The sequence below is a fragment of the Streptomyces sp. L500 genome, from assembly GCF_054551825.1.
Window position 1 is genome coordinate 44,981 of record NZ_JBTOLC010000024.1, and the last position, 25,389, is coordinate 70,369.

Annotated in this window: 24 protein-coding genes and 1 tRNA gene; 10 read left to right on the forward strand and 15 right to left on the reverse strand. The window is 72.5% G+C overall.

The window, feature by feature from the left end; genetic code table 11:
• Nucleotides 1–10: 10 nt before the first annotated feature.
• Nucleotides 11–919 carry a LysR substrate-binding domain-containing protein gene (locus ACX9I7_RS21445; protein ID WP_459388219.1) on the reverse strand — a complete coding sequence of 303 codons (909 nt, stop codon included), beginning with the start codon at nucleotides 917–919 and terminating at the stop codon, nucleotides 11–13.
• A gap of 93 nt (nucleotides 920–1,012) precedes the next feature.
• On the opposite strand from ACX9I7_RS21445, the gene ACX9I7_RS21450 reads away from it, so the two are divergent.
• The 3 genes from ACX9I7_RS21450 to ACX9I7_RS21460 are packed head-to-tail and all read left to right on the forward strand — an operon-like array spanning nucleotide 1,013 to nucleotide 4,295.
• Nucleotides 1,013–1,750, forward strand: a complete 738-nt coding sequence (locus tag ACX9I7_RS21450) for an acetoacetate decarboxylase (RefSeq protein WP_189456281.1) — start codon at nucleotides 1,013–1,015, stop codon at nucleotides 1,748–1,750.
• A gap of 35 nt (nucleotides 1,751–1,785) precedes the next feature.
• On the forward strand, nucleotides 1,786–2,811 hold the full coding sequence (locus ACX9I7_RS21455) for a 3-hydroxyacyl-CoA dehydrogenase NAD-binding domain-containing protein (protein ID WP_459388220.1): 1,026 nt from the start codon (nucleotides 1,786–1,788) through the stop codon (nucleotides 2,809–2,811).
• The gene (locus tag ACX9I7_RS21460; protein WP_459388221.1) at nucleotides 2,808–4,295 is read left to right on the forward strand and encodes a CoA transferase; all 1,488 of its coding nucleotides are present in this window, start codon (nucleotides 2,808–2,810) and stop codon (nucleotides 4,293–4,295) included. Before ACX9I7_RS21455 ends, ACX9I7_RS21460 begins: the two co-directional genes overlap by 4 nt.
• A 66-nt stretch (nucleotides 4,296–4,361) precedes the next feature.
• Here the strand turns inward: ACX9I7_RS21460 and ACX9I7_RS21465 are convergent, their stop codons facing one another.
• The 6 genes from ACX9I7_RS21465 to ACX9I7_RS21490 form a co-directional block, all read right to left on the reverse strand.
• A complete protein-coding gene (locus ACX9I7_RS21465) occupies nucleotides 4,362–5,462 on the reverse strand; it encodes an NHL repeat-containing protein (protein ID WP_459388222.1) in 1,101 nt (366 codons plus the stop codon).
• A gap of 203 nt (nucleotides 5,463–5,665) precedes the next feature.
• Nucleotides 5,666–5,738, reverse strand: a tRNA-Thr gene (locus ACX9I7_RS21470).
• Between the two features lie 62 nt (nucleotides 5,739–5,800).
• A complete protein-coding gene (locus tag ACX9I7_RS21475) occupies nucleotides 5,801–6,415 on the reverse strand; it encodes a CGNR zinc finger domain-containing protein (protein ID WP_459388223.1) in 615 nt (204 codons plus the stop codon).
• 52 nt (nucleotides 6,416–6,467) lie between these two features.
• A complete protein-coding gene (locus ACX9I7_RS21480) occupies nucleotides 6,468–7,613 on the reverse strand; it encodes an NADH:flavin oxidoreductase (protein ID WP_387570213.1) in 1,146 nt (381 codons plus the stop codon).
• A 125-nt stretch (nucleotides 7,614–7,738) separates the two neighbouring features.
• Complete coding sequence (locus ACX9I7_RS21485) at nucleotides 7,739–8,869, reverse strand: ABC transporter substrate-binding protein (RefSeq protein WP_459388224.1); 1,131 nt, start codon at nucleotides 8,867–8,869, stop codon at nucleotides 7,739–7,741.
• Nucleotides 8,870–8,956: 87 nt separating this feature from the next.
• Nucleotides 8,957–9,622, reverse strand: coding sequence for a MerR family transcriptional regulator (locus ACX9I7_RS21490; protein ID WP_459388225.1), 666 nt, complete (start codon nucleotides 9,620–9,622; stop codon nucleotides 8,957–8,959).
• A gap of 133 nt (nucleotides 9,623–9,755) precedes the next feature.
• On the opposite strand from ACX9I7_RS21490, the gene ACX9I7_RS21495 reads away from it, so the two are divergent.
• Nucleotides 9,756–11,063, forward strand: a complete 1,308-nt coding sequence (locus ACX9I7_RS21495; protein WP_240667156.1) for a YhgE/Pip domain-containing protein — start codon at nucleotides 9,756–9,758, stop codon at nucleotides 11,061–11,063.
• A 101-nt stretch (nucleotides 11,064–11,164) separates the two neighbouring features.
• On the opposite strand, the gene ACX9I7_RS21500 is transcribed toward ACX9I7_RS21495, so the two are convergent.
• Both ACX9I7_RS21500 and ACX9I7_RS21505 read right to left on the reverse strand, forming a co-directional pair.
• Nucleotides 11,165–11,650, reverse strand: a complete 486-nt coding sequence (locus ACX9I7_RS21500; protein WP_358633731.1) for a DUF5709 domain-containing protein — start codon at nucleotides 11,648–11,650, stop codon at nucleotides 11,165–11,167.
• Nucleotides 11,651–11,762: 112 nt separating this feature from the next.
• Complete coding sequence (locus ACX9I7_RS21505; protein WP_387570203.1) at nucleotides 11,763–12,716, reverse strand: GlxA family transcriptional regulator; 954 nt, start codon at nucleotides 12,714–12,716, stop codon at nucleotides 11,763–11,765.
• 109 nt (nucleotides 12,717–12,825) lie between these two features.
• On the opposite strand from ACX9I7_RS21505, the gene ACX9I7_RS21510 reads away from it, so the two are divergent.
• Entirely contained in the window at nucleotides 12,826–13,869 is a 1,044-nt protein-coding gene (locus ACX9I7_RS21510) for a saccharopine dehydrogenase family protein (protein WP_459388226.1), read from the forward strand.
• 38 nt (nucleotides 13,870–13,907) lie between these two features.
• On the opposite strand, the gene ACX9I7_RS21515 is transcribed toward ACX9I7_RS21510, so the two are convergent.
• Nucleotides 13,908–15,191 (reverse strand): phophatidylserine decarboxylase associated domain-containing protein, encoded by a 1,284-nt coding sequence (locus tag ACX9I7_RS21515; protein ID WP_459388227.1) that lies wholly within the window; start codon nucleotides 15,189–15,191, stop codon nucleotides 13,908–13,910.
• A gap of 150 nt (nucleotides 15,192–15,341) precedes the next feature.
• Nucleotides 15,342–15,602 (reverse strand): hypothetical protein, encoded by a 261-nt coding sequence (locus tag ACX9I7_RS21520; protein WP_459388228.1) that lies wholly within the window; start codon nucleotides 15,600–15,602, stop codon nucleotides 15,342–15,344.
• 277 nt (nucleotides 15,603–15,879) lie between these two features.
• Between ACX9I7_RS21520 and ACX9I7_RS21525 the strand changes: the two genes are divergently transcribed.
• Together ACX9I7_RS21525 and ACX9I7_RS21530 are read left to right on the forward strand one after the other, a co-directional pair.
• On the forward strand, nucleotides 15,880–16,845 hold the full coding sequence (locus ACX9I7_RS21525; protein WP_459388229.1) for an amidohydrolase family protein: 966 nt from the start codon (nucleotides 15,880–15,882) through the stop codon (nucleotides 16,843–16,845).
• Nucleotides 16,846–16,992: 147 nt separating this feature from the next.
• The gene (locus ACX9I7_RS21530) at nucleotides 16,993–18,111 is read left to right on the forward strand and encodes a PP2C family protein-serine/threonine phosphatase (protein WP_387570189.1); all 1,119 of its coding nucleotides are present in this window, start codon (nucleotides 16,993–16,995) and stop codon (nucleotides 18,109–18,111) included.
• On the opposite strand, the gene ACX9I7_RS21535 is transcribed toward ACX9I7_RS21530, so the two are convergent.
• Nucleotides 18,087–18,953: an SAM-dependent methyltransferase gene (locus ACX9I7_RS21535; protein WP_459388230.1), complete on the reverse strand. Its 867-nt coding sequence runs from the start codon at nucleotides 18,951–18,953 to the stop codon at nucleotides 18,087–18,089. The genes ACX9I7_RS21530 and ACX9I7_RS21535 overlap by 25 nt on opposite strands.
• A 195-nt stretch (nucleotides 18,954–19,148) precedes the next feature.
• On the opposite strand from ACX9I7_RS21535, the gene ACX9I7_RS21540 reads away from it, so the two are divergent.
• Nucleotides 19,149–20,738 (forward strand): CocE/NonD family hydrolase, encoded by a 1,590-nt coding sequence (locus tag ACX9I7_RS21540; protein ID WP_459388254.1) that lies wholly within the window; start codon nucleotides 19,149–19,151, stop codon nucleotides 20,736–20,738.
• On the opposite strand, the gene pip is transcribed toward ACX9I7_RS21540, so the two are convergent.
• The 3 genes from pip to ACX9I7_RS21555 form a co-directional block, all read right to left on the reverse strand.
• The gene (gene pip / locus ACX9I7_RS21545) at nucleotides 20,739–21,722 is read right to left on the reverse strand and encodes a prolyl aminopeptidase (protein ID WP_459388231.1); all 984 of its coding nucleotides are present in this window, start codon (nucleotides 21,720–21,722) and stop codon (nucleotides 20,739–20,741) included. It abuts the gene before it with no gap.
• Complete coding sequence (locus tag ACX9I7_RS21550) at nucleotides 21,664–22,485, reverse strand: hypothetical protein (RefSeq protein WP_387570179.1); 822 nt, start codon at nucleotides 22,483–22,485, stop codon at nucleotides 21,664–21,666. Before ACX9I7_RS21550 ends, pip begins: the two co-directional genes overlap by 59 nt.
• Nucleotides 22,486–22,611: 126 nt before the next feature.
• Nucleotides 22,612–22,788, reverse strand: a complete 177-nt coding sequence (locus ACX9I7_RS21555) for a hypothetical protein (RefSeq protein ID WP_459388232.1) — start codon at nucleotides 22,786–22,788, stop codon at nucleotides 22,612–22,614.
• 372 nt (nucleotides 22,789–23,160) lie between these two features.
• Between ACX9I7_RS21555 and ACX9I7_RS21560 the strand changes: the two genes are divergently transcribed.
• Entirely contained in the window at nucleotides 23,161–24,342 is a 1,182-nt protein-coding gene (locus ACX9I7_RS21560) for a GDSL-type esterase/lipase family protein (RefSeq protein ID WP_459388233.1), read from the forward strand.
• A 60-nt stretch (nucleotides 24,343–24,402) separates the two neighbouring features.
• Nucleotides 24,403–25,341, forward strand: a complete 939-nt coding sequence (locus ACX9I7_RS21565; RefSeq protein WP_459388234.1) for an alpha/beta fold hydrolase — start codon at nucleotides 24,403–24,405, stop codon at nucleotides 25,339–25,341.
• Nucleotides 25,342–25,389 lie beyond the last annotated feature (48 nt).

Consider the following 25,389-nt stretch of genomic DNA (forward strand, 5'->3'; position numbering starts at 1 on the left):
GCCACGCCGCTCACACGCCGCGCTCCGGGCCCATGTGCCGGGTGATCAGCTCCAGTAGGCGTCGCACGGCGGCGTCCGCGTCGGGCCGGTGCACGGCGGCGACGGTCGTCCGGAGGTACGGCGAGGAGTCCTGGAGCGGCACGAAGGCGATGCCCGGGACGGGGAAGTCGCGCAGGTCCTCCGGCAGAAGACTGACGCACAGTCCGGCGGCCACGTAGCCGAGCAAGCCGCTGAGATCGTCCGCGTCGGCACGGCGGCGCGGCGTGAACCCGGCGTCCTGGCAAGCGCGTTGGGCCTGGAGGGCGAGCCCGGGCAGGGCTGTCGCGCTGGGGAGGACGAAGTCGTCGTCGCGCAGGTCCGCGAGGGCGATCGACCCGGCACCGGCCAGGCGGTGTTCGTCCGGCACGGCGGCGACGACGCGTTCGACGGCGAAGGCTTGGGCTTCGAGATCCTCCGGTATGGGTGAGGGGTCACGGAGGAAGGCGAGGTCCAGGGTTCCGGCGCCGATCATCTCCACGAGCGCGGCCGTGGAGTCCTGGCGCAGCTGGACGCGGAGGCCGGGAAGCTCGTCGGCCGTGGCGCGCAGCAGCCGGGGCAGGTGGCGGTGGCTGAGGATGCTCACGTACCCCACGCGCACATCGCCCTCCAGGCCGTGCGCGACGCGTCGCACCCGTTCGACGGCGGCGGTCCGCGCGTCGAGGAGGCGCCGCGCCTCGACGGCGAAGGCGGCCCCCGCCGGGGTGAGGCGCACGCCGCCCGGCCCCCGGTCCAGCAGCGTCACCCCGAGCCCTCGCTCAAGGCGCTGCATCGCCTGGCTGAGCGGGGGCTGGCTCATCGACAGCCGTTCCGCAGCGCGTCCGAAGTGCTTCTCCTCGGCGAGTACCAGGAACTGTTCGAGCAGGCGTTGGGTGAGCTCCATATGCCTGAGCATATCGAATTCGCGTGAAACATATATTGGACAGAATCGTGGCCGGAGGAGTGAGGTGGTTCCAGGCGCTGAAAGGAAGCCACCATGCACATGCACGACGTCGCCCGGCTGTTCACCACTCCGCTGGACGCCCCCGCCTTCGCCCCCACCCGGTACCGGTTCACCGACCGCGAGTACCTCAACATCACCTACCGCACCGACCCCGAGGCGCTGCGCCGGGTCGTCCCCGAGCCGCTGTCGCTCCCCGAGCCGCTGGTGCGCTTCGAGATCATGCGGATGCCGGACGTGACGGGGCTGGGCGACTACACCGAGGCGGGCCAGGTCGTGCCCGTCGAGTACGCGGGCGAGCGCGGCGAGTACAACCTGGCGATGTACCTCGACAGCGTTCCGGCGATCTCCAGCGGCCGGGAGCTGGGCGCCTACCCGAAGAAGGCCGGTTCGCCCAGGCTCTACACGGACTCCGACACCCTCGTCGGCACGCTCGACTACGGTTCGCTGCGGGTGGCCACCGCCACGATGGGCTACAAGCACCACCCGATGGACCTCGACGAGGCCCGCGCCGAGATCTGCGTCCCCACCTTCATGGTCAAGGCGCTGCCCGGCTACGACGGCCGGCCGCGCATCTGTGAACTGGTCCGCACCCGGATCACCGACATCACGGTCAAGAGCGCCTTTCGCGGACCGGCGCGCCTGGAGCTGTTCGCCCACGCGCTGGCACCGCTCGCGGACCTGCCGGTCCTGGAGGTCGTCTCCGCGAGCCACATCCTCACCGACCTCACCCTGAGCCCGGCCGAGGTCGTCCACGACTACCTGACGAACTGACGCCCCCTCCCGATCGAGAAGAACGGGTGCACACCATGAACGCACACACATCGGCCCCGCGTCCCCGCGACCGCGTCTCCGTCACCGTCATCGGCGGCGGCGTGATCGGGATCTCCTGGGCCGGGCTGTTCCTGGCCCACGGCCTGGACGTGGTCGTCAGCGACCCGCGTCCCGAGGCCGAGGACCAGGTGCTGGCCGGGCTGGCGGAGATCGCGCCGGCCCTCGCCGAGCTCGGACTGCCCACCGAGCGGCTGACGGCCCGGCTCCGCTTCGAGCCGGACCTGGCCGCCGCGGTCGCGCGGGCCGACGTCGTCCAGGAGAACGGCCCCGAACGGCTGGACGTCAAGCGGGAGATCTGGCGGACCGTCGAGGCGGCCGCCCCGGCCCACGCGCTGCTGGCCACATCGACCTCCGGCATCCCCGCCACCGCGATCGCCACGGCGCTGCGGCAGCCGGAACGCCTCGTCGTCGGCCACCCCTTCAACCCGCCGCACCTCGTCCCGCTGGTGGAGATCGTCCCGGGTGAGCGGACCTCCCCGGAGACCCTGCGGCGGGCCCGTGACTTCTACGCGTCGCTGGGCAAGAAGCCCCAGATCCTCCGCAAGGAGGTCCCCGGCTTCGTCGCCAACCGCCTCCAGGCCGCGCTCTTCCGCGAGTGCGTGCACCTGGTGGCCGAAGGCGTGGTCACCGAGGCCGAGCTCGACGACATCGTCACCGACTCCATCGGGCTGCGCTGGGCGGTCGCGGGCCCCTTCCGCACCTTCCACCTCGGCGGCGGCCCCGGCGGGCTGCCGCACTTCCTGACGCACCTCGGCCGCGCCATGGAGGCGAGCTGGCCCGGCCTGGGCGAGCCGTCGTTCGACGAGCCCACCGTCGCCCTGCTCACCGCGCAGGCGGAGGAGGCGTTCGGCGGCGAGCCGGTGGGGGAACTCGCCGCCCGCCGCGACCGCGCGCAGCTCGCCCTGATGCGTGCCCTCGCCGCTCCCGCCGACGGACGCCAGGCACAGGCACAGCAGGCCCAGCACGGACAGCCCGCACAGCACGGACAGGCAACAGCATGAACCTCACCGACAAGATCAATGCCGCGCTCGACAAGCCGGTCACCGGTGAATCCGGGGACGGCTTCGACATCCACGCCGCGCTCGACGACGTCCTCGGCGTCGTCGGCATGAACGAGCGCGACGCGGGCGGCACGGTCTCCTTCACCGGCGCCGACCCGGTCGTCCCCTCCACCCTGCGGCTGGCCGCCGCCCCCGCCCTGGGCCTGACCGCCAAGTCCGTCGCCCTGGCCAAGCTGTGGCGGCACCGCGGCGGCCCCGGCCAGGACATCGCCATGGACCTGCGCAAGGCCCCGCACCGGCTGTGCCCCTTCTACGACGGGAAGTGGGAGAAGCTCAACGGCTACCCGATCGTCGCCCCCGACGATCCCTTCTCCCTGTCCTTCTACCGCGCCGGCGACGGCCGTTGGGTGATGCCCCTTAACGTCTACCCCGCGCTCAAGTCCCGCACCCTGAAGCTGCTGGGCACGCCCGACGACGCCCTCGCCGTCGCGAACGCCGTCTCCCGCTGGGACGGCGCCGAGCTGGAGCGGGCCGGGGCGGACGCCGGGGTCGTCATGCCCATGTTGCGCGGCACCCGGGAGTTCCTCGGCACCCGCCAGTACCGCGACGTCCTGGCCGACCTGCCCCTGATCGAGATCGAGAAGATCGGCGACAGCGACCCCGAGCCGCTGCCGCCCGGCGCCACCCAGCCCCTGGACGGGGTGCGCGCCCTGGGCCTGGGCCATGTCATCGCCGGCGCCGCCATCGGCCGCACCATGGCCCAGCACGGCGCCGACGCCCTCAACATCTGGCGCCCCGGCCAGTTCGAGAACGACATCCTCTACTACACCGCCCAGGTGGGCGTGCGCTCCGCCACCCTCGACCACGCGCGCGACCCGGAGGCCGCCGCCGTCCTGCGGAACCTGCTGCGCGGCACCGACGTCTTCTACGCCAACCACCGCGCCGGATACCTGGAGCGGATGGGCCTCGGCCCGCAGGAGGCCGCCGCGATCCGGCCCGGCATCATCCACACCACCGTCAGCCTCCACGGGCAGCACGGGCCGTGGGCGAACCGCGTCGGCTTCGACCAGACCGCCGGCTGCGTCGCGGGCATGATGAACCTCGAAGGCACCGACGACAACCCGGCCCTCCCCCCGATCAAGGTCGTCAACGACTACCTCGTCCCCTGGCTCGCCACCACCGGCGTCATCGCCGCCCTCATGCGGCGGGCCACCGAGGGCGGCAGCTACCGCGTGCACGTCTCGCTCACCCGCGTCGCCCTGTGGATCCTCAGCCTGGGCGTCCTCGGCAAGGACTACGCCCGCGAGCTCGCGGGCACCGGCGAGCGCCACGCCTACCTCGACCCGGACACCTTCACCGCCGACACCCCCTGCGGCCGCTACCAGGGCGTCACCGACCAGGTCGTGATGTCCGGGACCCCCGGCGCGTTCCGCACCGTGCTCGTCCCACGCGGCTCGGGCCGCCCGGAGTGGCTCGCGCGGTGACCGACGCGCCACAAGGGGCCGGCGATCCCCGTCGCCGGCCCCTCACCCCGCGGCACTGACCCCGCGTCAGCCGGGCGTGGTCGTCAGTTGCGCCACCGTGAAGGTCGTCAGCTCGGTGGCGAGCACGCTGTTCGCCAGCGGCAGCAGGCGGTGCGCCTTGCACAGCTGCGTCGGCAGCGCCGCGTACTCCTCCTCGACGATGTGCGTCCACGACGCGTCGAACCGCACCCGGACGATCTGGTCCCGCGCGTCGTCGGAGACGATCGACGACGCCAGCAGCCACAGCACGGGCTCACGCCCGGGCCCCGGCCGTTCGAAGGCCAGGTGGAGCAGCGACGCCGAGCGGCCGCGCGCTTCGCGCAGCCGGTGCCAGGTGATCCGGCCGTCCTCGTCGATCCGGCCGAACGTGCCGGTCCCGGCCTTCTCCGTGCCCAGGAGCACCAGCCAGACGCCGCCGGGGCCGCTGATCAGCCCGACCGGGGTGCTGCCCCGCTCGGCGGGGACCGGCAGCTGCGCGGTGCGTCCGCTCCGCGGATCGATCCGCAGTACCGCGCTCGCGCCGTCCTGGCTGACGTAGAAGTCACCGCTGTCCGGGTGCCGCGCGGCGAAGATGGGGTGCGGTTTCGCCTCGAACAGCCGGAAGCGTTCCGGCCGGGTGTGGTCCAGGGCCAGGACCTGGTCGCTGCCCTTCAGCGTCACCCACAGCGTGTCGCCGTACTCGTTGACGTAGTGCGGGCCCCGGCCGCCGCCCGGAATGCCGATCTCCCGCTCGACGCGCGGCGCGGCGTCCGGCTCGTCCGCCCTCGGATCGACCAGCAGCAGCCGGTTCCCGCCCTCGTGCGTGGCCCAGATCCGCCCGGGGTGACGCTCCGACACCGCCAGTCCGTGCAGCATCGCGTCCTTCGGCCCCAGCGGGAACGCCTTGGCGCCGGTGACCCGCTCGGTGCGTGGATCCAGGCTCAGCTTCACCAGATGGCTGTTGGACATCTGCGACACCACGACCACCGGCTTGTCCGGCAGTTTGACGAGCTCGTGGGTCTCCTCGGCGGGCGGCAGCTCGTACTCCACCACCGACCGCCGGGGCGACACCCCCTCGCTCCCCGGCCCGGCCCGGCGGACCGGCTCGGCGGCCGCGCTCCCCCATGTCACCGGCAGCCCCCCGGCCACCGTCAGACTCCCCAACGCGAAAAGTCGGCTCTGAAACGTGCGGCGGTCCAACCGGCCCTCCCGGATGCGCGCGCGGATCCCCACGACGCGTCCATGGAAGCGGCATCGCCCGACCATCAGATGGTGCTTTTAGCGGATTCATCCGTATGGGCGAACAAACAGCAGAAGACCCCCACCGAACCGGTGGAGGCCTTCTATCTCGGAGCCCCAAAACGGAATCGAACCGTTGACCTTCTCCTTACCATGGAGACGCTCTGCCGACTGAGCTATTGGGGCCGGCGACGAGAAAAAGCATACCCCAGGTCGCACAGGCTTTTGACCGCCACCGGGCCGGGGCGTCAGGCGCCGCCGTCCTCCGCTTCCCGGGCCCGGCGGCGGGCCCGGCAGGCGCGGAGGTTGGCCGCGTTGCCGCAGGACTTGACGTCGTGCCAGACACCGCTGTTGTTGCGCGAACGGTCGTAGAAGGCGACGCGACAGCGCGGGGCGCGGCAGGTCTTGAGACGGTGCCACGTGCCGTCCCGCTGCGCCTCGAAGACCGCCACCAGGACGAGGGCGGCCAGCCGGCGCCGCCCCGGGCCGCACGGCTCCAGGCGGACGACGCCGTCCTCCCCCAGCCGCAGCGTCACCGAGCCGTGGTGCGGGAGCGCCGCGCGGGGGCCGGCACCCGGCTCGTCCCCGGTGCCTTCCGTGATCAGCCGGCGCAGGTCGTCACGGAAGGCCCGCAGCTTCCCGGCCTCCTCGGCGTCGAGGAGCACCGGGGGCACCGGCTGCCCGGTGACGGCCGTCCACCGCGCGGTGGCCGCGTCCGCCCACGCCCGCGCGTCGTCGAGGGCGGCGAGGAGGTCCACGGAACCGGGCGCCGGGGTCGCGGCCGTGTTCAGCAGGTCCTGGACGAGGCCGAGGCCGCCGGGAGCCGCCTCCAGGCCGTAACGTGCCGTCGCGGGCCAGGTCATCGCGTGAACCGTCCTTCCGGGAAGCCGGCGCCCCGGTGTGCGCTCCGGTGCGTCAAACCAGTGTGCCGAGCTGCGACGCGTGGTAGGGCACGGCCTCGTGGAGCCGGTCGGTGAGGGCCTTGGCGGGCCACTCGGCGTCGGAGATGAGGGCCCGGCCGATGGCGACGGCGTCGAACTCGTCGCGCTCGAGGCGGTCCAGGAGCGGCTCGATGCCGGTCACTCCCGCGTGGTCGGCGCTGTTGCGCGCGCCCCTGAACTCCTGGTCCAGGCCCACCGAGCCGACGGTGATGGTGGGCTTGCCGGTGAGCTTCTTCGTCCAGCCCGCGAGGTTCAGGTCGCCGTCCTCGAACTCGGGCAGCCAGTAGCGCCGGGTGGAGGCGTGGAAGGCGTCCACGCCCGCCGCCGCGAGCGGGGCGAGCAGCCGTTCGAGCTCCTGCGGGGTCTCGGCGAGCCGGGCGTCGTAGTGGTCGGCCTTCCACTGCGAGAGGCGGAAGACGACGGGGAAGCCGGGCGAGACGGCGGCGCGCACGGCCGAGACGATCTCGGCCGCGAAGCGGGCCCGGGAGGTGTGGTCGCCGCCGTAGGCGTCGGTGCGCCTGTTGGTGCCGTGCCACAGGAAGGTGTCGATCAGGTAGCCGTGGGCGCCGTGCAGCTCGACGCCGTCGAAGCCGGCGCGCTCGGCGTCGGCGGCGGCCCGCGCGAAGGCGCCGACGACCGCGTCGATGTCGGCCCGCGTCATCTCCTTGCCGTGCGGGCGGCCGTCGAGGTCGGTCCCGGACGGGGTGTCGGCCGGTACGCCCAGCGGTGCGGCGCCGTCGGGGCGCGCCACGCCGGTGTGCCAGAGCTGGGGCATGATGCGACCGCCGGCCTCGTGCACCCGCTCGGCCACCCGCGCCCAGCCGGCCAGGGCCTCGTCGCCGTGGAAGTAGGGCACGTTGTCGTAGGCTTCCGCGGCGTCGCGGGCCACGTAGGTGCCCTCGGTGATGATCAGGCCCACGCCGCCGGCCGCCCGTCGCGCGTAGTACGCGGCGACGTCCTCGCCGGGCACGCCGCCCGGCGAGAAGCGCCGGGTCATCGGCGCCATCACCATGCGGTTGGCGAGGGTGACATCGCCCAGGGCGAGGGGGCGGCCGAGGAGGCGCGCGGCTCGCGAGGGCAGTTCGGCGGGACCGGCGGTCGTGGGTGTCGTCGTGGTCATGGGGGGATCGTCCTCCACTCGGTACGTCACATCGATGACATAGGCGTAACCGGTGTTGGTTGTGTCGCATTCCCGGGAGGGGCGGAAAGCGCGAGTCCTGGACACGATCCCCCTTCACCCTCGTCCTAGCCCTGGGTGCCGTTCTGGTCGACGGGGTACAGGCCGAGCTTGCCCTCGGGGTCGGCCGGGTCGGCGCCCTTGACGTCACCGACGTAGAGGCTGACGCGCGCCTTGAAGCGGTCGAGTGCGGCGCGGTCGCTCATGAATTGGCCGAGGCCGAGCGGGTTCATGTTGTCGTAGTCGAAGATGTTCTTGCGGCCGGCCGGGGTCGCGACGTCCGTGCGGGCGCTCCAGCGACCTTCCTGCCCCTGCTTCGACAGGAGCCAGCTCAGGTACAGCTTGGCCGCGGACTTGTGGGGGGCGTCCTTGAGGATGGCGCCGGTCTGGGGCCAGGCGACCCACGGCGACCGCTGCGGGGTGCTCGTCTTCGACAGGCCGCTGGAGCTTCCCGAGCTGCCGAAGTTGGCCACGTAGCCGCCGGTGCCGACCGTGGCGGAGGCGTCCGCGGTGCCGCGCACGAACTTGGGGTTCTGGGCGAGCAGCTTCTTCAGGTAGTCGAAGCCGTACTTGTCGGTGAGCTGCTTGAAGTAGTAGAGGACGGCGTCGTCGTCGTTGGGGTAGGTGAAGACGAGCTTGTTCTTGAACTCGGGCTTGAGGAAGTCCGCGGCCTCGACGGGCGCGTCGCCGCCGAGCGTGGTGGCGGTGACGTTGGCGAAGGCGATGAAGAACAGGCCGGTGTAGTAGCCGTCCTTGTCCTTGATCTGGTCGTAGACCTTGTTCCAGCCCACCGGCTTGTACGGCATGAGCGCCCCCTCCTTCTTCCAGCGGGGGAAGTCGTCGAGGGTCTGGAGGTGGACGACGTCGGCGACGACCTTGTGCTCGGCTATCTGGTTGTCGAGGCGGGCGTCGTGGTTCTTGCTGAAGTCGACGACGGTGTCGACCTTCATCTTGGGGAACTGCTTGAGGAAGGCGTTCTTGAGGTAGTCGGCCTGGCCCGGCTTGTCGCCGCCGGCGTAGACGACCAGGCGACCGCCCTCGGCCAGCGCGTCCTTGTACAGCTTCTGCAGCTGCTCGTCCTCGCTCGCGCTCTTCGCCGCGGGGTGGGCGGACGGGGTGGCGGCGGCGACGGTGGCTCCGCTCGCGGCGAGCACGCCGAGGGCGACTGCCGTGGCCCAGACCTTCCGGGTGGACTTCACAACGACTCCTTCGTGAGGGGGGAAGCCGAGTTCTTGAAGTTTCAAGAACTGGCTCGAGGCTCACTCTAGGTCGATGTTCTTGAAGTTTCAAGAAAGGGCGTCGCCCCGCTCCACGACGCGGCGGCGGACCTGGTCCTCCTGCGCGAGGCGGCGCAGGAGCTCCAGCACGGGGGCGGAGAGGGCGAAGACGATGACCGCCCGTTCGGCCACGGCCTCCGCGTCGTCACCGAAGGTGGCCGCGCGTTCGAGGTCCAGCCGGGCGATGGAGTTGGCCAGCGCCGCGTAGGCGGCGAGCTCACCCGGCCGGTAGTCCGCGTCGACCCGCCTGAGCGCCTTGAGCGCCTCGGTCAGCCCCCGTACGTGCGGGGAGGCGTCGGGCGTCTGCCAGTCCATGGCCGCGATCAGGCCGGCCACCTCCGCTTCGGCGGCCGCCTGGTCCGCCGCGTCCTGAGCGGAGTCCGCGACGGGCGAGTCCGCGACGGGCACGGGCAGGGCGTAACTGATGGCGCCGAGCTTCCCGTCGGTGGTGTGGGCCTCGCCGACGGCCGTCAGCACATCCCGGGTGGCGGCGATGGACAGCCCTCCCAGCGTGGTCAGCGCCTTGATCAGCCGCAGCCGCTGGACGTGCTCCTCGCCGTACTCGGCCAGCGTCGCGGCCGTCGCCCGGCCGGCGGGCAGCAGGCCTTCGCGCCGGAAGTACTTGATGCTGGCGACGGGCACGCCGGCCCTGCGGCTGAGCTCCGAGATCTTCATGCGGCTTCCTCGCTGGTGATGCGAACCGGGTATCCGCCTTCAACGATTGGACACCCCTGTTGGATACTGCCACTATCTAGCACCTGGATACCTTCGATATCTAGCTACTCTGCGTCATCACCCCGGAGCGATCATGTCTTCCCTCCCGTCCTCGTCCGTGCTCCGCAGCCCACGGCTGTGGATCGGCTCGGGCCTCATCCTCGCGGTGGTCTCCACCTTGTTCGCCCTCCTGTACGTGGGCGGCAACGTCAACCCCAAGGGCAACCTGCGTGACCTGCCCGTCGCCCTGGTCAACAGCGACAAGGGGCTCGACGCCAACGGCAAGCACATGAACCTCGGCGAGCAGGTCGTCTCCGGCATCAAGAAGTCCGCCGAGGGCAACAAGAGCTTCGACTGGCAGGTCCTCAGCCGTCAGGAGGCCGACAAGAAGCTCGGCCAGGGCAAGCTCTACGGCGCCGTCGTCGTTCCCCAGAACTTCACCGCCGCGGTGACGGGGCTGACCAGCCCCCAGCAGACCCAGCCGGCCCGTCCGACGATGACGGTGCTCACCAACCAGTCGGCGGGCAGCTTCGGCTCCTCGATGGCCAGCCAGGCCACGCAGAAGGCCGCGCACGCCGCCTCCGCGCAGCTCGGCAAGCAGCTCCTCGACCGCGCCGCCGCCCAGAAGGCCCCGCTCGCCCCGGCCGCCAAGCTGCTGCTCGCCGACCCGGTGTCCGTCCAGGTCGCCGACGGCCACCCGCTCGGCACCCACAGCGCCATGGGCCTGAGCGCCTTCTACTACGCGCTGGTCCTGGTCGTCTGCGGCATGCTCGGCGCCAACGCGCTCACCAACCAGGTGGACACCGCGCTCGGCTACCTCCACTCCGACTTCGGCCCCTTCCGCCTGCGGCAGCCCCTCCAGCACACCAGCCGCGTGCGCACGCTGGCCATCAGCTCCGTCCTCATGCTGGCCTTCTCCCTGGTGATGGGCTCCATCGTCGAGGCCGCCACCGTCGGCATCCTCGGCATGGACGCCTCCCACCTGGGCCTGCTGTGGGTCTACTCCGTGGCCACGATCGCCGTCGTCGGCATCAGCGCCTTGACGCTCCTCTCCGTGTTCGGCGTCCCCGGCATGCTGCTCTCGGCCATCGTCTTCGTCGCCATGGCCGTCCCGTCCTCCGGTGCCACCGTGCCGCTGGAGGCGCTGCCCGGCTTCTTCCGCTGGCTCTCCGAGTTCGAGCCGCTCCGCCAGATCACCGGCGGCATGCGCTCGATCCTCTACTACGACGCCCAGGCCGACGCCGGCCTGACCCGCGCCTGGGTCTCCATGGGCATCGCCCTGGTCGTCGCCCTGCTCTTCGGCTTCGGCGTCACGCGCCTCTACGACCGCAAGGGCCTCCACCGGGTCCCGCGTCCCACCGAGCCGGCCGACGAGGCCGTGCCGGCGACCGCGGCGGCCTGATGTAGCCGACGGCACATGAAGTGAGGGCGGGGTCCATCCGGACCCCGCCCTTTTTTCCTGGGCGCAGGGCGTCCTCTGTCACGATCCGGCGCCCGGACGGCTCACGCCCCGATGTCCTCGCCGAACTCGGCCACGGGCTCCTCGGGCACGACGTGCATCGCCGCCTCCTCGGCGGAGGCCGCGCCCCCGTCGATGCCCACGTCCCGGGCGAAGACGTCGTTGCGCCGGGGCGGCATGGCGTCGATGGTGGCGGTGAGCCGGCCGGCCCGTACGTCGCCGACCTCCTCGTCGATCGGCTCGCCGTCGCCGCCGGGCTGGTCGCCGATGCCGTCGCCGTCGGGCACCGGGAGGTCGGGGACCTCCTCGGCGAGCCGCTGGTCGAGGCTCTCGCGCTCCCGCTGCTCCCGGGCCGTGGTGCCGTGGTGGCCCACGCCGAGCGGCTTCTCCGGGGGCGAGTAGCCCTCGTCGAGCACCTCGTCGAGAAGGTCACCGTCCAGGGCGTTCTCCAGGTCCAGGTCACCGGGGTTGTCCCGGCGGTCCGAACGGGCCGGCTGATAGACCTCGTCACCCATCACGTCGTCGGACATGGTCCCCTACCCTTCCTCCTCCCGCGCGCTCCCGGGACTACGGCACACCTCCAGTCTCCCCTGTCCGGCGGCCCCGCGCTCTTCGGAGGGCGACGCCAAGTAAGTACTGCTTTCAACCACCGGTTGTTCCGTCACGGAAGGTGCGGCGATAGGTGTCCGGGGGCACGCCGACCGTCCGGTTGAAGTGCCGGCGCAGGGAAGCGGCCGTACCCATGCCGGTGGCCTCGGCGATGGCCTCGACGCTGTCGTCGGTGGTCTCCAGGAGCTCCTGGGCCCGGCGGATCCGGTGGGCGCGCAGCCAGCGCAGCGGGGTGGTGCCGGTGACGGCGTTGAAGTGGCGGGCCAGGTTCCGGGAGCTCATGTTGGCCTGGCGGGCGAGGTCCTCGACCGTCAGCGGCCGGTCGAGCCGCCGCAGCGCCCAGGTGAACAGGCCGGAGAGCGCGTGGGAGCGCGGGTCGGGCGCCGGGGTGGCGACGAACTGGGCCTGTCCGCCCTCGCGCTGCGGAGGCACGACCAGGCGGCGGGCCAGCGCGTTGGCGACGGCCGAGCCGTGGTCGAGCCGGACCAGATGGAGGCACAGGTCCATGGCCGCCGCCTTGCCCGCCGAGGTGAGGACGCTGCCGTCGTCGACGTAGAGCACGTCCGCGTCGACCCGCACCCCGGGGTATCTGGCGGCCAGGGCGGGGGCGTGCAACCAGTGGGTGGTGGCCCGCCGGCCGTCCAGCAGGCCGGCGGCGGCCAGGACGAACGCCCCCGTGCACAGCGAGACGATCCGCGCGCCGGCGCGGTGTGCCGCGCGCACGGCGTCGACGAGCTCGGCGGGCGGGTCCGCGTCGAGGTCCGCGCAGGCCGGGACGATCACCGTGTGCGCCCGCACGAGCCGGTCGAGCCCCTCGTCGGGTTCGAGCCGGAACCGGCCGCCGACCCGGGCTCCGGCGGGTCCGCAGACGGTGAGCTCGTACCACGGGTCGGCGAGGTTGGACCAGTCAGCGCCGAACACCTCGCAGGGCGCGGCCAGTTCGAAGTGGCTCACCCCTTCGGTGACGGCCAGGGCGACGGTAGTCATGTCCGAAACTGTACGAGGCGTGGCACTTCCGACACTCGTCGGCCCCGCCCTCCTCGGGGGAGCCTGTCCCGGTCGATGAATCGAACACGACATGGATCGGGGAGCACTCATGGGAACGAGCGGACAGGTGGCCGTCGTCGGCGCCTACGGACACACCGGGCGCTTCGTGGTGGCCGAACTCCTGGAGCGCGGCCTGCGGCCGGTCCTCTGCGGCCGCGACACCGGGCGGCTCGACGCGCTGGCCGGCCGGCATTCCGGGGTCCGACCCGGGCTCGGCGTCCGGCCGGCGACGGTCGGCGATCCCGCCTCGCTCGACCGCGCGCTGGCCGGCGCGGACGCCGTGATCAACTGCGCGGGCCCCTTCGCCGGGACGGCATCCCCCGTGATCGAGGCGGCGCTGCGCGCCCGGATCCCCTATGTGGACGTCGCGGGCGAGGTGGAGGCCGTCGCCGACACGTTCACGCACTTCGCGGAACGGGCGGAGGCCGCGGGGGTGGCGGTCGTCCCGGCGATGGCGTTCTTCGGCGGGCTGGGCGATCTTCTGGTGACCGCCGCGCTGGGCGACCGGCGGTCGGCCGACGAGGTGTCCCTCGCCTACGCGCTGAGCAGCTGGCACCCCACCGCCGGGACCCGGGCCTCGTCGGCGGTCTCCAGGGAACGCCGCGAGGGCCGTCGTCTCGTGCACGCGGACGGCCGGCTGGAACTGCGGACCGACAAGGCGCCGACCGGCCGGTGGTCCTTCCCGGCGCCGGTGGGCGACCAGGACGTGGTGCGGGAGTTCACCACGGCGGACAGCGTGACGATCTCACGGCACGTCAGCGTGCCGGTCATCGACACCTGTATGACGTCCGGCGCCGTCCAGGACGTGCTGGCCCCCGGCGCCCCGGCCCCGGCGCCGGTCGACGGCCTCGGGCGGTCGGCCCAGACCTTCCTGGTCGAGGCGGTCGTCCGCTCCGGTGGTACCGAACGCCGGGCCGTGGCCCGGGGCCGGGACATCTACGCCGTCAGCGCGCCCCTGGCGGTGGAGGCGGTCCGCCGTGTCCTCGACGGGCGGGCGAGGAGAGCCGGTGTCGCCGCCCCCGGGGAGCTGTTCGACGCGGGGGACTTCCTGGCGTCGCTCGCCCCGCACGTCTCGGTCGAGTTCGCTCACTGACCGGTGGCCGCCGGCAGCATGCCGGCGGCCACCATGCCTCAGCAGGCGCGGGCGATCTGCGAGCGCGCGAAGACCGCGGGACCGTCGTCCGGGTGCGTGTGGGGGTCGTTCTGCGGGACGGTGAACTCGTCGACGACGCCCTGCTCGAAGACCAGGGCCATGCTGGAGCCCCCGTAGCTGAAGTACCCGAGCTCCTGGCCCCTGTGCACCGTGTCGCCCACGGCGACCGACCAGGTGACCGACGAGACCTCCTCCATGCCGATCACCACGGCGCACACCATGCGCCGGCCGAGCTCCTCGCCGCACTCGATGAACGCCAGCCCGCGGGTGTTCACATGCGCCTGGTAGCTCTGCGAGTGGGTCCACGTCGTCGGGTCGGGCGACTCCCGCCAGGCGGCGCTGAACATCAGGCCGGGCACGATCTCCAGGTGCTTGACCGTCCCGTCCACGGGCACGGTCCACCGGTGGAAGCTGTTCACGGACAGGAACGACTGGTACACGTCACCGCCGACGAAGGCGCTGACGTATTCGTCCCCGCACTCCGGCCCGCGCAGCATGTCGCCGAGCGAGTACTGCTCCTTGAGCCAGAAGTCCGTCTCCCTGGCCGCTCCGCGCTGGATGTTGTAGACGGTGCCGTCGTTCGGGGCGACGATGACGCCAGGGTCGCCGTTCCCGGCCAGCGGCCGGAGTTCGTCCTTGATGCGGCGGTGGAAGAAGTCGTTGAAGGACGTGAAGCCCCAGTGCTTCTCGTCGCGCCGCTCCCAGCATTCGTACTCGTAGAGCTTGTTCATCTCGACGGCGGGCTGGGAGAACCAGCCGCTCTCGCGGGTGTTCAGCACATGGGCGCTCTCTTCGCTGTTCAGATAGGCGCACCACTTCTGCAGGACCGGCCGGAGCTTGTCGTTGAACTGCGGCATGCGGAACACGACGGAGCCCGACGGCGTCAGCCGCATGTAGCCGAACAGCGCCGACATCGGCAGGAATATCTGGTGGAGCGGGTTGCGGTTGTACGCGGGCGCCCACCTGACGACGACGTTGAGGTGCTCGATGAGGTCGTCCACGGTGTGGATGTGGCGGTGCGCCTCCGGAACCTCCAGGAGCATGTTCGTCACGTACATCCGGACGGTGAGGTCGGAGTGGATGAAGTCCGCCAGGTCCTGCACGGTGGGGTCGAGGTCCTTCCTGAGGTCCGCCGCCCGCGGGGCGATGCCCCGGTGGAACTCGTCGACCGCCAGCGGGTTTCTCGGCAGGTAGCCGCCTGCCCGCCCGAAGGTCTTCTGGTAGCGCGCGTGGAGTTCCTGCGGGGTGATGACAGCGGTCATGGCCGCACTCCCTTGTGCTCCTGGGGACTTGGGACGGGCGGGACACATCATCCAGGCGCCGGGAATCGTCTGCGAACCAGTAATCAAGCCATCTCGGCGGCGGCGCCCGCCGCGCCGGATCGCGACGCGGCGGGCGTCTCCCGGCCGCCGTCAGCCGCTGAGGTCTCCGGCGGCGGGCAGGATCCGGGTGACCGGGGTGGGATCGCCCATCAGGCCGGTGACCGTCCGCGTGAGCCCGGCGAGCACGCGGTCCCCGGGGTTGACCTCACGTGTCTTGCCGGCGCCGTCGGTGGCCGTAGAGGACCCTCCGGCCGCGCTCGCGCTCGTCGTCATGCCGCCGCACAGCAGACCGGCCGTGAGCGCGGTGAGAGCCAGCGCGCGGATGCGGCTCGCGCGCCTGGAGCTGAACATAGGAACCTCCGTGACATGCCGGTGAATTCTTGGCATGCGAGAGTTCCACGGGCCCGTCCGGCCGTGTGCGGGCTTTCCCGGAAACCACCCTCAACGGCGAACGGGCGGACAGATGAGCTCCGCGGCCCCCGGGCTCTCCGGCTCCGGCCGGGCACCGGTGCGTTTGCGACCTTTCCGTACGCGTCCCAGCCTGGTGTCTGTGACCGCGTTCGGGTGACCGGCCGCCTCCTCCGCGCCGGCGACCGCCGAAGGCGACCGCGCAGGAGGGAGAGCGCCCATGCGCGTCGACGTGCACGCCCACGCGTGGACCGACGAGTACCTCGACCTGCTCGAGGGCTACGGGAAGACCGACACGGCGGACCAGCGCGGCATGGGCGCGGGGCTGGGCGAACAGGAGCTCGAGGCGCGCCTGGAGCTGATGGACTCGGCGGGCGTCGCCTGCCAGGTGCTCTCCGCCCCGCCCCAGTCGCCCCACTTCGCCGACCCCGCCCACGCGGTGCGCGCGGCGCGGTTCGTCAACGACCAGTACGCCGAGGTCGTGGCGCGCCGGCCGCGGCGGTTCCTGGCCTTCGCCTCCCTGCCCTTCCCCCACACCGACCTCGCGCTGGCGGAGCTCGCCCGGGCCCTGGACGAGCTGGGCATGGCCGGGGTCTGCGTGACCACCTCGGTCCTGGGCCGTTCGCTCGCCGACCCGGCGTTCGAGCCGGTCTTCGCCGAACTCGACCACCGCGGCGCCGTCCTCTTCGTCCACCCGGCGGGGTGCGGCGCGGGCAGCGCGCAGATCACGGACTTCCGTCTGACCTGGTCCGTCGGCGCTCCCGTCGAGGACACCGTGGCGGTCATGCACCTGATCCGCGCAGGCGTTCCCGGCCGCTTCCCCCGCATGAGGATCCTCTCCACCCACCTCGGCGGGGCGCTGCCCATGCTGCTCCAGCGCGTCGACAACCAGTACTCCTGGGAATGGCGGACCCCGGACCTCCCCGAGAAGCCCGGCGCGACCGCGCGCCGGCTCTGGTACGACAGCGTCGGCCACGGACACGGGCCCGCGCTGTGGGCCGCCGTGGAGACCCTCGGCGCCGACCGGATCGTCCTGGGGACCGACTTCCCCTACGAGGACGGCGACCTCTTCCGCACCGCCGTCGCCTACATCGAGAGCTCCGGGCTCCCGCCCCAGCAGGCGAAGCGCGTCCTCGACACCAACGCGACCGCTCTCCTCGGCCTGCCGACGGCAACCACTATGTGACCACCACCCCCATCACCTTCGACATCGAGCCCCTCACCGCAGCGGGGCGCGCACCCATACGGCCGCCCCACCGCTGGCACCCATGATCGGACCCGGGGATGCTGGAGTGACGTAGGGCTCGTACTCGCGGGAGAGCGGAGCGGCCACGTGAAGGCACCGAGCGCGGGGCTCGCGGAGGCGGCGCGGTGGTTCCTGCGCCACCTCCAGTCGCTGCCCCTCCTCCTGCTGATCGGTGGTGCCCTGCTCGACTACAACACCCCTCCCCGGTTCAGCGCCGAGGCCTTCTACACCGCCGCGCCGATGTCGGCCGCCGCGCTGCTGTCGCTGCGGGCGACGATCCTGGCGGGCATCGGCGCCCTCGCCGCCGACTTCGCCCTGCTCGCCCATTTCGGCTTCATCGGCGACGCGAGCGGGCTGAGCGAGCTGGCCACGGTGGCGACCGTGTCGGCGTTCGCCGTCGTCGTCAACCGCCTCATGCACTACCGCAACGTACGGCTGGAGTCGGCGCGGGAGGTCGCTCTCGCCGTGCAGCGTGCCGTGCTCCCCCACCCGCCGACCTCCATCGGCTCGCTGCGGATCGCCGTGCGCTACCAGTCGGCCGCGAAGGAGGCGCAGATCGGTGGCGATCTGTACGGCGTGCAGGACACCCCGTACGGCGTGCGCTGCCTGGTCGGCGACGTGCGGGGCAAGGGCATGGGCGCGGTCAAGGCGGTGGACGTGGCGCTGGGGGTGTTCCGGGAGGCGGCCGAGGACGAGCCCACGCTCGCCGACATCGCGGCCAGGCTCGAGAAAGGGCTGGTCCGGGAGGCGGAGCGGCGGGCGGGGCTCGAGCGCGCGGAGGGGTTCGTCACCGGCGTGCTCGCGGAGATCCCCCACTCCGGTGACGAACTGCGCGTCTTCAACCGCGGCCATCCGCCGCCCTTGGTGCTGCGCCCCACGGGTGAGGTGTGCAGCGCCGAGCCTTCCGTGCCGGCTCTTCCGCTGTGCCTGGCGGAGCTGGGCCCCGGCGACGGCGTGACCGATACGGTGCCGTTCCCGCCCGGGTCCTGTCTGCTGCTGTACACGGACGGCCTCACCGAGGCCAAGGACCGTTCGGGGGCCTTCTACGACCCCGTCGCGGCCCTGACCGGGCGCGCCTTCGCGGGGCCGGAGGAGCTGCTGGACACCCTGCTGGCCGATGTCGGCCACCACACGGGCGGCCGTATCACCGACGACATGGCGCTGCTGGCGATCGCCCGGGCCTACGACCGGTGCGCGAAGACGTAGTGCCCGTCCCGTTCGGCGAACTTGGGTGATAGCGGGCGCCCGTACTCCGTCGCCGCCCGCGTGGCGGGTACGTCGTGCACGTTCCACCCCAGGCCGGTCAGGCGGGCCGTCGGCTTGGGGCGTCGTCCGGTGTGGATCAGGTCGAGGACGTTGACGCCCAGGGTGCGGACGCTGTCGTCCGCGGCGTTGTCCGCCGAAGCCGCCGACATGTTGCCGAAGTCCTCCACCGCGAGCCGACTTCCGGGGGCGGAGAGCCGGTGGATCTCCTGGAAGAGCCTTTCCTCGGCCTCCGCGGGGAGGTAGGGCAGCAGGCCCTCGGCGAGCCAGGCGGTGGGGCGCGCGCGGTCGAAGCCCGCCGCTTCCAGCGCCGCCGGCCAGTCCTCGCGGAGGTCCGCGCCCACCGGGCGGTGGAGACCGCCGACGGTCGCGCCGTGCTCGCGCAGGACGCGCAGTTTGAAGTCCAGGACGAGGGGCTGGTCGATCTCGTACACGACCGCGTCCTCGGGCCAGGGGAGCCGGAACGCCCGGGTGTCCAGCCCCGACGCCAGCAACACGACCTGGGTGACGCCGACTTCGGCGGCCCGCCGGAAGTGGTCGTCGAAGGCCCTGGTGCGCACGGCGACGTAGGTGGCCGCCTCCGACCAGTACTCCTGTCCGTCGGACGCCGCCGCTTCGGCTTCGGTCGTGGGCAGTCGCACCGGCGCCCGTGCCGCCTCGACGAAGCCGAGCGCGTACGGGTCCGCTATCAGGGCGTCGGGACGGCTGGTCTCGACGGCCCGGGCGGCCGCCACCGCCAGCGCGGTGATGCCGACTCCGGACACCACGTCCCACTGCTTTTCCATGCTCACGACCTTAACCAAGCCCCCAGCCGCCCCGCCAGATCCGTTCGGCACCCAACCATTATTCTGGTACAACGTACGGGAAACAATCGCAGGGACTCATTCCCAGGGGGATCGATGACAACACCCGCGCACACCACCGTTTCCGGACCCGCCTGGTCGCCGCCCGCCGGACGGCCTCCGCTCGCGTCACGGATGATGCGAGCGACCTGGCGGAGCCTCCCTGCCGGGCGGTACCGGGCCGGATGGGAGCCGGGGCTGGTGGTCCCGGCCGCCGACGGCAGCCCGTTGCTCACGGACCACTACTTCCCGCGCGCCGAGGGCGACTTCCCGACCCTGCTCGTGCGCTCCCCCTACGGCAGGGGCCTGCCGTGGTCGCCCATGTACGGCGTCCTCTTCGCCGAACAGGGCTTCCACGTCGTCGTCCAGAGCTGTCGCGGCACCGGCGGCTCGGGCGGCCGGTTCCACCTGTGGCGCAACGAGGCGGCCGACGGCCTGGCCACGGTGGAGTGGCTGCGGGAGCGGCCCTGGTTCGACGGAACACTGGGCACGGTCGGCGCCAGCTACCTGGGGTACACGCAGTGGGCCCTCGCCCTGGACCCGCCGCCGGAGCTCAAGGCGATGGTGGTGCAGGCGGGCCTCCACGACCCCCACGCCTACTTCCACGCCCACGGCGCGCTCCACCTGGAGAACGCCCTCATCACCTGTCTCGGCCTGACCCACCAGCACCGGGGCCTCGCCCCCTTCCTCAAGGCCACGCTGCGGCTCCATCGCCATATGCGCCGCGTCACCACCGCTCAGCCGCTGCGCGGCGCGTACACATCCGCCCTCGGCGACGAAGCGTCGTGGCTGGACGACGTGTTGGCGCACCCGGACGCCGACGACCCCTACTGGTCGGGCGCCCGCCTCGCAAAGGTCCCTGACCGGCTGAAGGTGCCCACCGCCCTGATCACCGGGTGGCACGACGTCCTGGCCGACCAGACCCTCGATCAGTACGCGCGGCTGCGCCGGGCCGGCGGCGAGGTGTCCCTGCTCGTCGGCCCCTGGACGCACAACTCCGCGCTCCAGAAGGGCTGGCCGGAGACGTTCGCCGAGACCCTGGCCTGGTTGCGGGCCCACCTGTGCGCCGACCCCTCCGGCCCGCGCACCTCGCCCGTGCGCGTGCACGTCGGCGGAGAGGACGCCTGGCGCGAGCTCGACGCCTGGCCGCCGCCCCGGGCCACCGCGTCATGGTTCCCCGCACCGGGCGGCCATCTCGTGCGACAGGCCCCCACCGACCGTGCCCCGCTGGCGTCCTTCCGGTACGACCCGGCCGCGCCCACCCCGTCCCTCGGCGGCCGTCTCCTCTCCCCCACCGCCGGACCGCGGGACAACGGCGCCCTTGAGGCCCGGGACGACGTCCTGACCTTCACCGGCCCACCGCTGACCGAGTCCGTGGACGTCCTCGGCCCGGTCTCCGCACGGCTGACCGTCTCCTCGGACACCGGTCACGCCGTCGTCTTCACCCGCCTGTGCGACGTGGACGCACAGGGCCGTTCCGTCAACGTCTGCGACGGGGTCGCGCGGATACGGACCGCCGGGCACACGCCCACCGAGGTCACCGTGCCGATGAGCGCCACCGCCCACCACTTCCGCGCCGGGCACCGCCTGCGCTGGCAGATCAGCGCGGGCGCCCATCCCCGCTACGCCCGGGACCCGGGCACGGGTGAATCGCCGCTCGACGCCACCGCGTTCGTACCGGTCGTCGTCACGCTGCACGCGGACTCGGCGCTGACACTCCCCGTGTGATCAGTTCCCGTGCGGGAGACGGTCGTGCGCGGCGAACCGGTCGAGGGCCGCGAGCACGTGGTCGCGTGTCGTGGCGCCGCCCACGTGGCCCTCGTCGTCGACGACGATCAGCTCCGCGTCGGGCCAGACCCGGGCGAGTTCCCAGGCCGTACCGAGGGGGCCGGCCAGGTCGAGCCGGCCGTGGACCAGGACGCCCGGGATGCCGGCCAGCCGGTGGGCGTCGCGCAGCAGCGCGCTCTCCTCCAGCCACGCGCCGTGGGAGAAGTAGTGGGAGCAGATACGCGCCAGGGCGATCCGCGCCCTCGGCGGGCGGTCGCCGTACGGGCGGGTGGCGCTGCCCCGTGTCTCCCCCGACAGGACCGCGTCCTCCCACGCGCACCATTCGGCCGCCGCCTTCTCGCGCACCTCGGCGGCGGGGTGCTCCAGCAGCCGCGCGTACGCCCCGACGACGTCCCCGTCGGCCGGGGTGCCCGGGGCGCCGGCGAGGAAGCGTTCCCACTCCTCGGGGAAGAACCGGCCGGCTCCCCGGTAGAGCCAGTCGATCTCCGAGCGCCGGGTGGTGGTGACGCCGGAGATGACGATCTCCGAGACGCGTTCGGGGTGTCGCTCGGCGTAGGCCAGGATGAGCGTCGATCCCCATGAACCGCCGTACAGCAGCCAGCGGTCGATCCCGAGGTGCCGGCGGAGCCGCTCCATGTCGGCGACGAGGTGCTCGGTGGTGTTGTGGCGCATGTCGGTCGTGGGGTCGGCGGCGTGCGGGGTGCTGCGGCCGCACCCCCGCTGGTCGAACAGCACGACGCGGTACCGGTCCGGATCGAAGTACCGGCGCGCCCCCGGGCCGCATCCGGAGCCCGGTCCGCCGTGGACGACGAGGGCGGGCCTGCCTTCGGGGTCGCCACAGGTCTCCCAGTACAGGACGTTGCCGTCACCGACGTCGAGCATGCCCTTGTCGTACGGCTCGTTCGGCGGGTACGGCTCCCTCATGGCGGGGCTCCCTCGGATCCGGCGTCAACGACGGGTAGACGTTACGGCATCCCCGGCACACCACCGGGCCCGTGAGCGACGCGGAGGCGCAGCGGGGACGGCGGGCCGGGCGGCCGGCAGGGTACGGGCACGGGTCGCCCGTGGGTGGAGGGCCTTCTGTGGAGTCGCGTCCGTATCCGGAGAGGCCCGGGCCGAGCCCTTCCCCGGGGAGGTAGCGGCCGGGGAGGTGGAGGGGCTCGTTCGCGACGTCCGGGGAACCGGCCGGGCGGTGCACGACGCTGCGGCGTTGCTGACGCTGGTTCATACGGCGGTCGATGCTGTCGGCGGGCCAGTCGCGACTGACCTTGTCGGCGGAGATGTTGCGGGCCGCGGCGATGTCGGCGACCTTGACGCCCCGGTCGCGGGCCTGCTGGACGATGGCGGCGTCCAGGTCCTGGAGGTCCTTGCATGCCTCCGCGCTGCCCTTGAGGAGGGCGAGGGCCTGGGAGCGCGGGGAGTCGGCTCCGGTGAGCCCGGTGCGGTCGGCGTGGGCGAGGTCGCGCAGCCGGTCGACGCGCTGCCAGAGCTCGTCGAGGATCTGCTGGACGTACCGGTCGTGGCGCTCGGTGTCGGGCGAGCCCCGGCGGGCGGTTCCGGCGCGGTAGTACGCCCGGCGGCAGGCGTCGCTGCAATATATCCGGGGCCTGCCGTGCCGGGTGGGGGGTACGGGGTCGGAGCACGCCGGATTGCGGCAGATCACCGTACTGCCCGCGCCGTTGGTCATCTCGGGGGTAGCCCTTTCGGGGTGCTGTCCTGTGGAGTTCTGTGCCGGCCGTCGCCGGTGGCGGTGCGCGCGGTGCCGCCCGGGCCGTGCGTCCCCTCCCGCCGGCCCGGGCGACTTGACGGGGTCTCACATACCGCTCAGGCGCCGGTAGCGCAGGAGGGAGCGGCCCGTGCACGAGAGCGTGGTCAGCACGGCCGCCGCGGCGGCGGGCAGGGCGCCGGGCGAGAAGATGAGCACCAGTCCGGTCACCACCAACGCCACGAACGCGCTTGCCTGGAGGTCCACCGTCAGGTCACGGACCATCCGGACTCCGGCGACGCCGGAGCGCGGGATGTTACCGTCGGTCGGGTGCCGCGCCGGGCCGGGAACGGCTCGTCGTGGCATGTGGTCAGGAGGCATGACGCCCTCCGGGATCGAAGCGAACAAGAAGAGGGGCTCTGGCACTTGGTTGACGGCCAGCCAGGGCTCCCTCGTTTCCACGGACGCTACCGGGCCATCACTTCGAAACGCCAACATTACGAAGCGTAATGGGCAGCGTTGCCCGAACGAGCGAAAAATTCCCAAAACAGGGCGCGGTCAAGGTCCGTTTCGATCTCCGGCTCACCACTTCACGCCAATAGTGGCCATTCCCCCTCGATCCGGCGACGATTCCGAGCACCCCCCAAGGGAGCCACCATGACCGACTGGATCTCCACTCCCCTCGACGCCCGCCTCCTGCGCGGCGCCCTCGACCTGGAGCGCACCGCGTCCGGCGTCCGGCCGCACCGGCTGCCCGCCTGGGCGCGCGAGCAGTTCCCCGATCCGTTCCTGTCGCTGGTCGAGGCCCAGCCCTCCGGGGTGCGGCTGGTCTTCCGGACCGCCGCCACGGCCGTCGAACTGGACGTCCTGCCCACGAGAACCGTCTTCCAGGGCACCCCGCCCCTCCCGGCCGGGGTGTACGACCTGCTCGTCGACGGCCGGCTCGCCGGGCGGGCCGGCGTCCCGGGCGGCAACGTCCTCAGCGTCGACACGACCACCTGGTCCACGGCGCTCCGGACCGGGCCGGCCGGCACCGTGCGGTTCGCCGGCCTGCCCTCCGGCGTCAAGGACGTCGAGATCTGGCTGCCGCAGGCGGAGGCGACCGAGCTGATCGCCCTGCGCACCGACGCCCCGGTCGAGGCCGCGCCGGACCGGGGCCGCAGGGTATGGCTGCACCACGGCAGTTCGATCAGCCACGGCCCCAACGCCGAGGGCCCCACGGCGACATGGCCGGCGCTGGCCGCCTCCGCCGGCGGCGTGGAGCTCGTCAACCTCGGCCTGAGCGGCAACGCCCTGCTCGACCCGTTCACCGCGCGGACGATGCGCGACACCCCCGCCGATCTGATCAGCGTCAAGGTCGGCATCAATCCGGTCAACTCCGACGCGATGCGTCTGCGCGCCTTCGGCCCGGCGGTGCACGGATTCCTCGACACCATCCGCGAGGGGCACCCCGGCACCCCGTTGCTGGTCGTCTCCCCCGTCCTCTGCCCCCTCCAGGAGGACACCCCCGGTCCCGTCGTACCGGAAACCGACGACGGGAAGGTGACCTTCCGGGCGCTCGGCGATCCCGGGGACCTCGCTTCCGGGCGGCTGACACTCAACGTCGTCCGCGCCGAGCTCGCCCGCGTCACCGCGTGCCGGGCGGCGGACGACCCGAATCTCCACTACCTCGACGGCCGCGCCCTCTACGGGGAAGCGGACTTCGCCGAGCTCCCGCTGCCCGACCGGCTCCACCCCGACTCCGCCGGCCATCGCCGCATCGGCGAACGCTTCGCGGAGCTGGTCTTCGGCGCCGACGGCCCGTTCGCCGCAGGACACCGAAGCAGAAACTTAGGTTAGCCTAAGTTCCCCTTCGGTCGAACAGCTCGCCGGATCCGCTGACGAGGACGGACGGACACCATGCAGCGACAGCACAGCCAGGGCACACCCGGCACCGCACGCACCCGCGACGGCCGCGAACTCTTCCTCATGGAGCTCGCGGGCCCCGCCGACGCCGGCCCGGTGACGGTGGTGTTCGAAGGCGGTCTGGCGGCGACCCGCTCGTACTGGGCGCTCGTCCAGCGGGACGTGGCCCGCTCGGCGCGCACGGTGGTCTACGACCGGAGCGGCCTCGGCCGCAGCGCCCCCGACCCGTCGGGGACCCGCGACCTGCGGCGGCTCGCCGACGACCTGGGCGATCTCCTCGACCACCTCGGCCCGGGGCCCTTCGTGCTCGTCGGGCACAGCTGGGGCGGGCCGGTCGTCCGCCTCGCCGCCGCGGACCGGCCGGGGCGGATCGCCGGGCTGGTGCTCGTCGACCCCACCGACGAGGCGTGCGAGCTGCTCTTCGACCCGTCCCTCCGCAAACTGGAGAAGAGCCGTCTCCGGATGGCCCTGCTGCTGGCCCGCGTCAAGGTGTTCGGGCTGCTGTTCCGCAAGGTGACCGCCGCCCTGCCGGCGGACGCCGCCGCCGACATGCGCGCGGAGGCCTTCACCGTCGCGGCCGTACGCGCCATGGGTGCCGAACAGGCGTGCGTCGAGCCCGACTTGCGGTACCTGCTGGAGCACCCGCCGGCCCTCGGCGACATTCCGCTCACGGTCGTCTCCGCCACTCGGCGCACCGTCGGCATGAGCGCGAAGGCCCGCGCGTCCGTCAACGCCTCGCACGCCCACCGGGCCGCGCGGTCGCCGCGCGGACGGCACGTCCTCGCCGGGCGGGCCGACCACATGGTCCCGACGACCGAGCCCGAGGTGATCGTCGCCGAGGTGCGGCGTCTGCTCGCCGCATGGGAATCCGCCGCCGAATCCACCGTCGAGACCGCTCCCGAGAGCGCCCCCGAGGCCGCCCCGGAGCGCTGAGCCCGCCACGGCGTGTCCTATCGTCGGACCGCAGACTGCCGCGTTCCG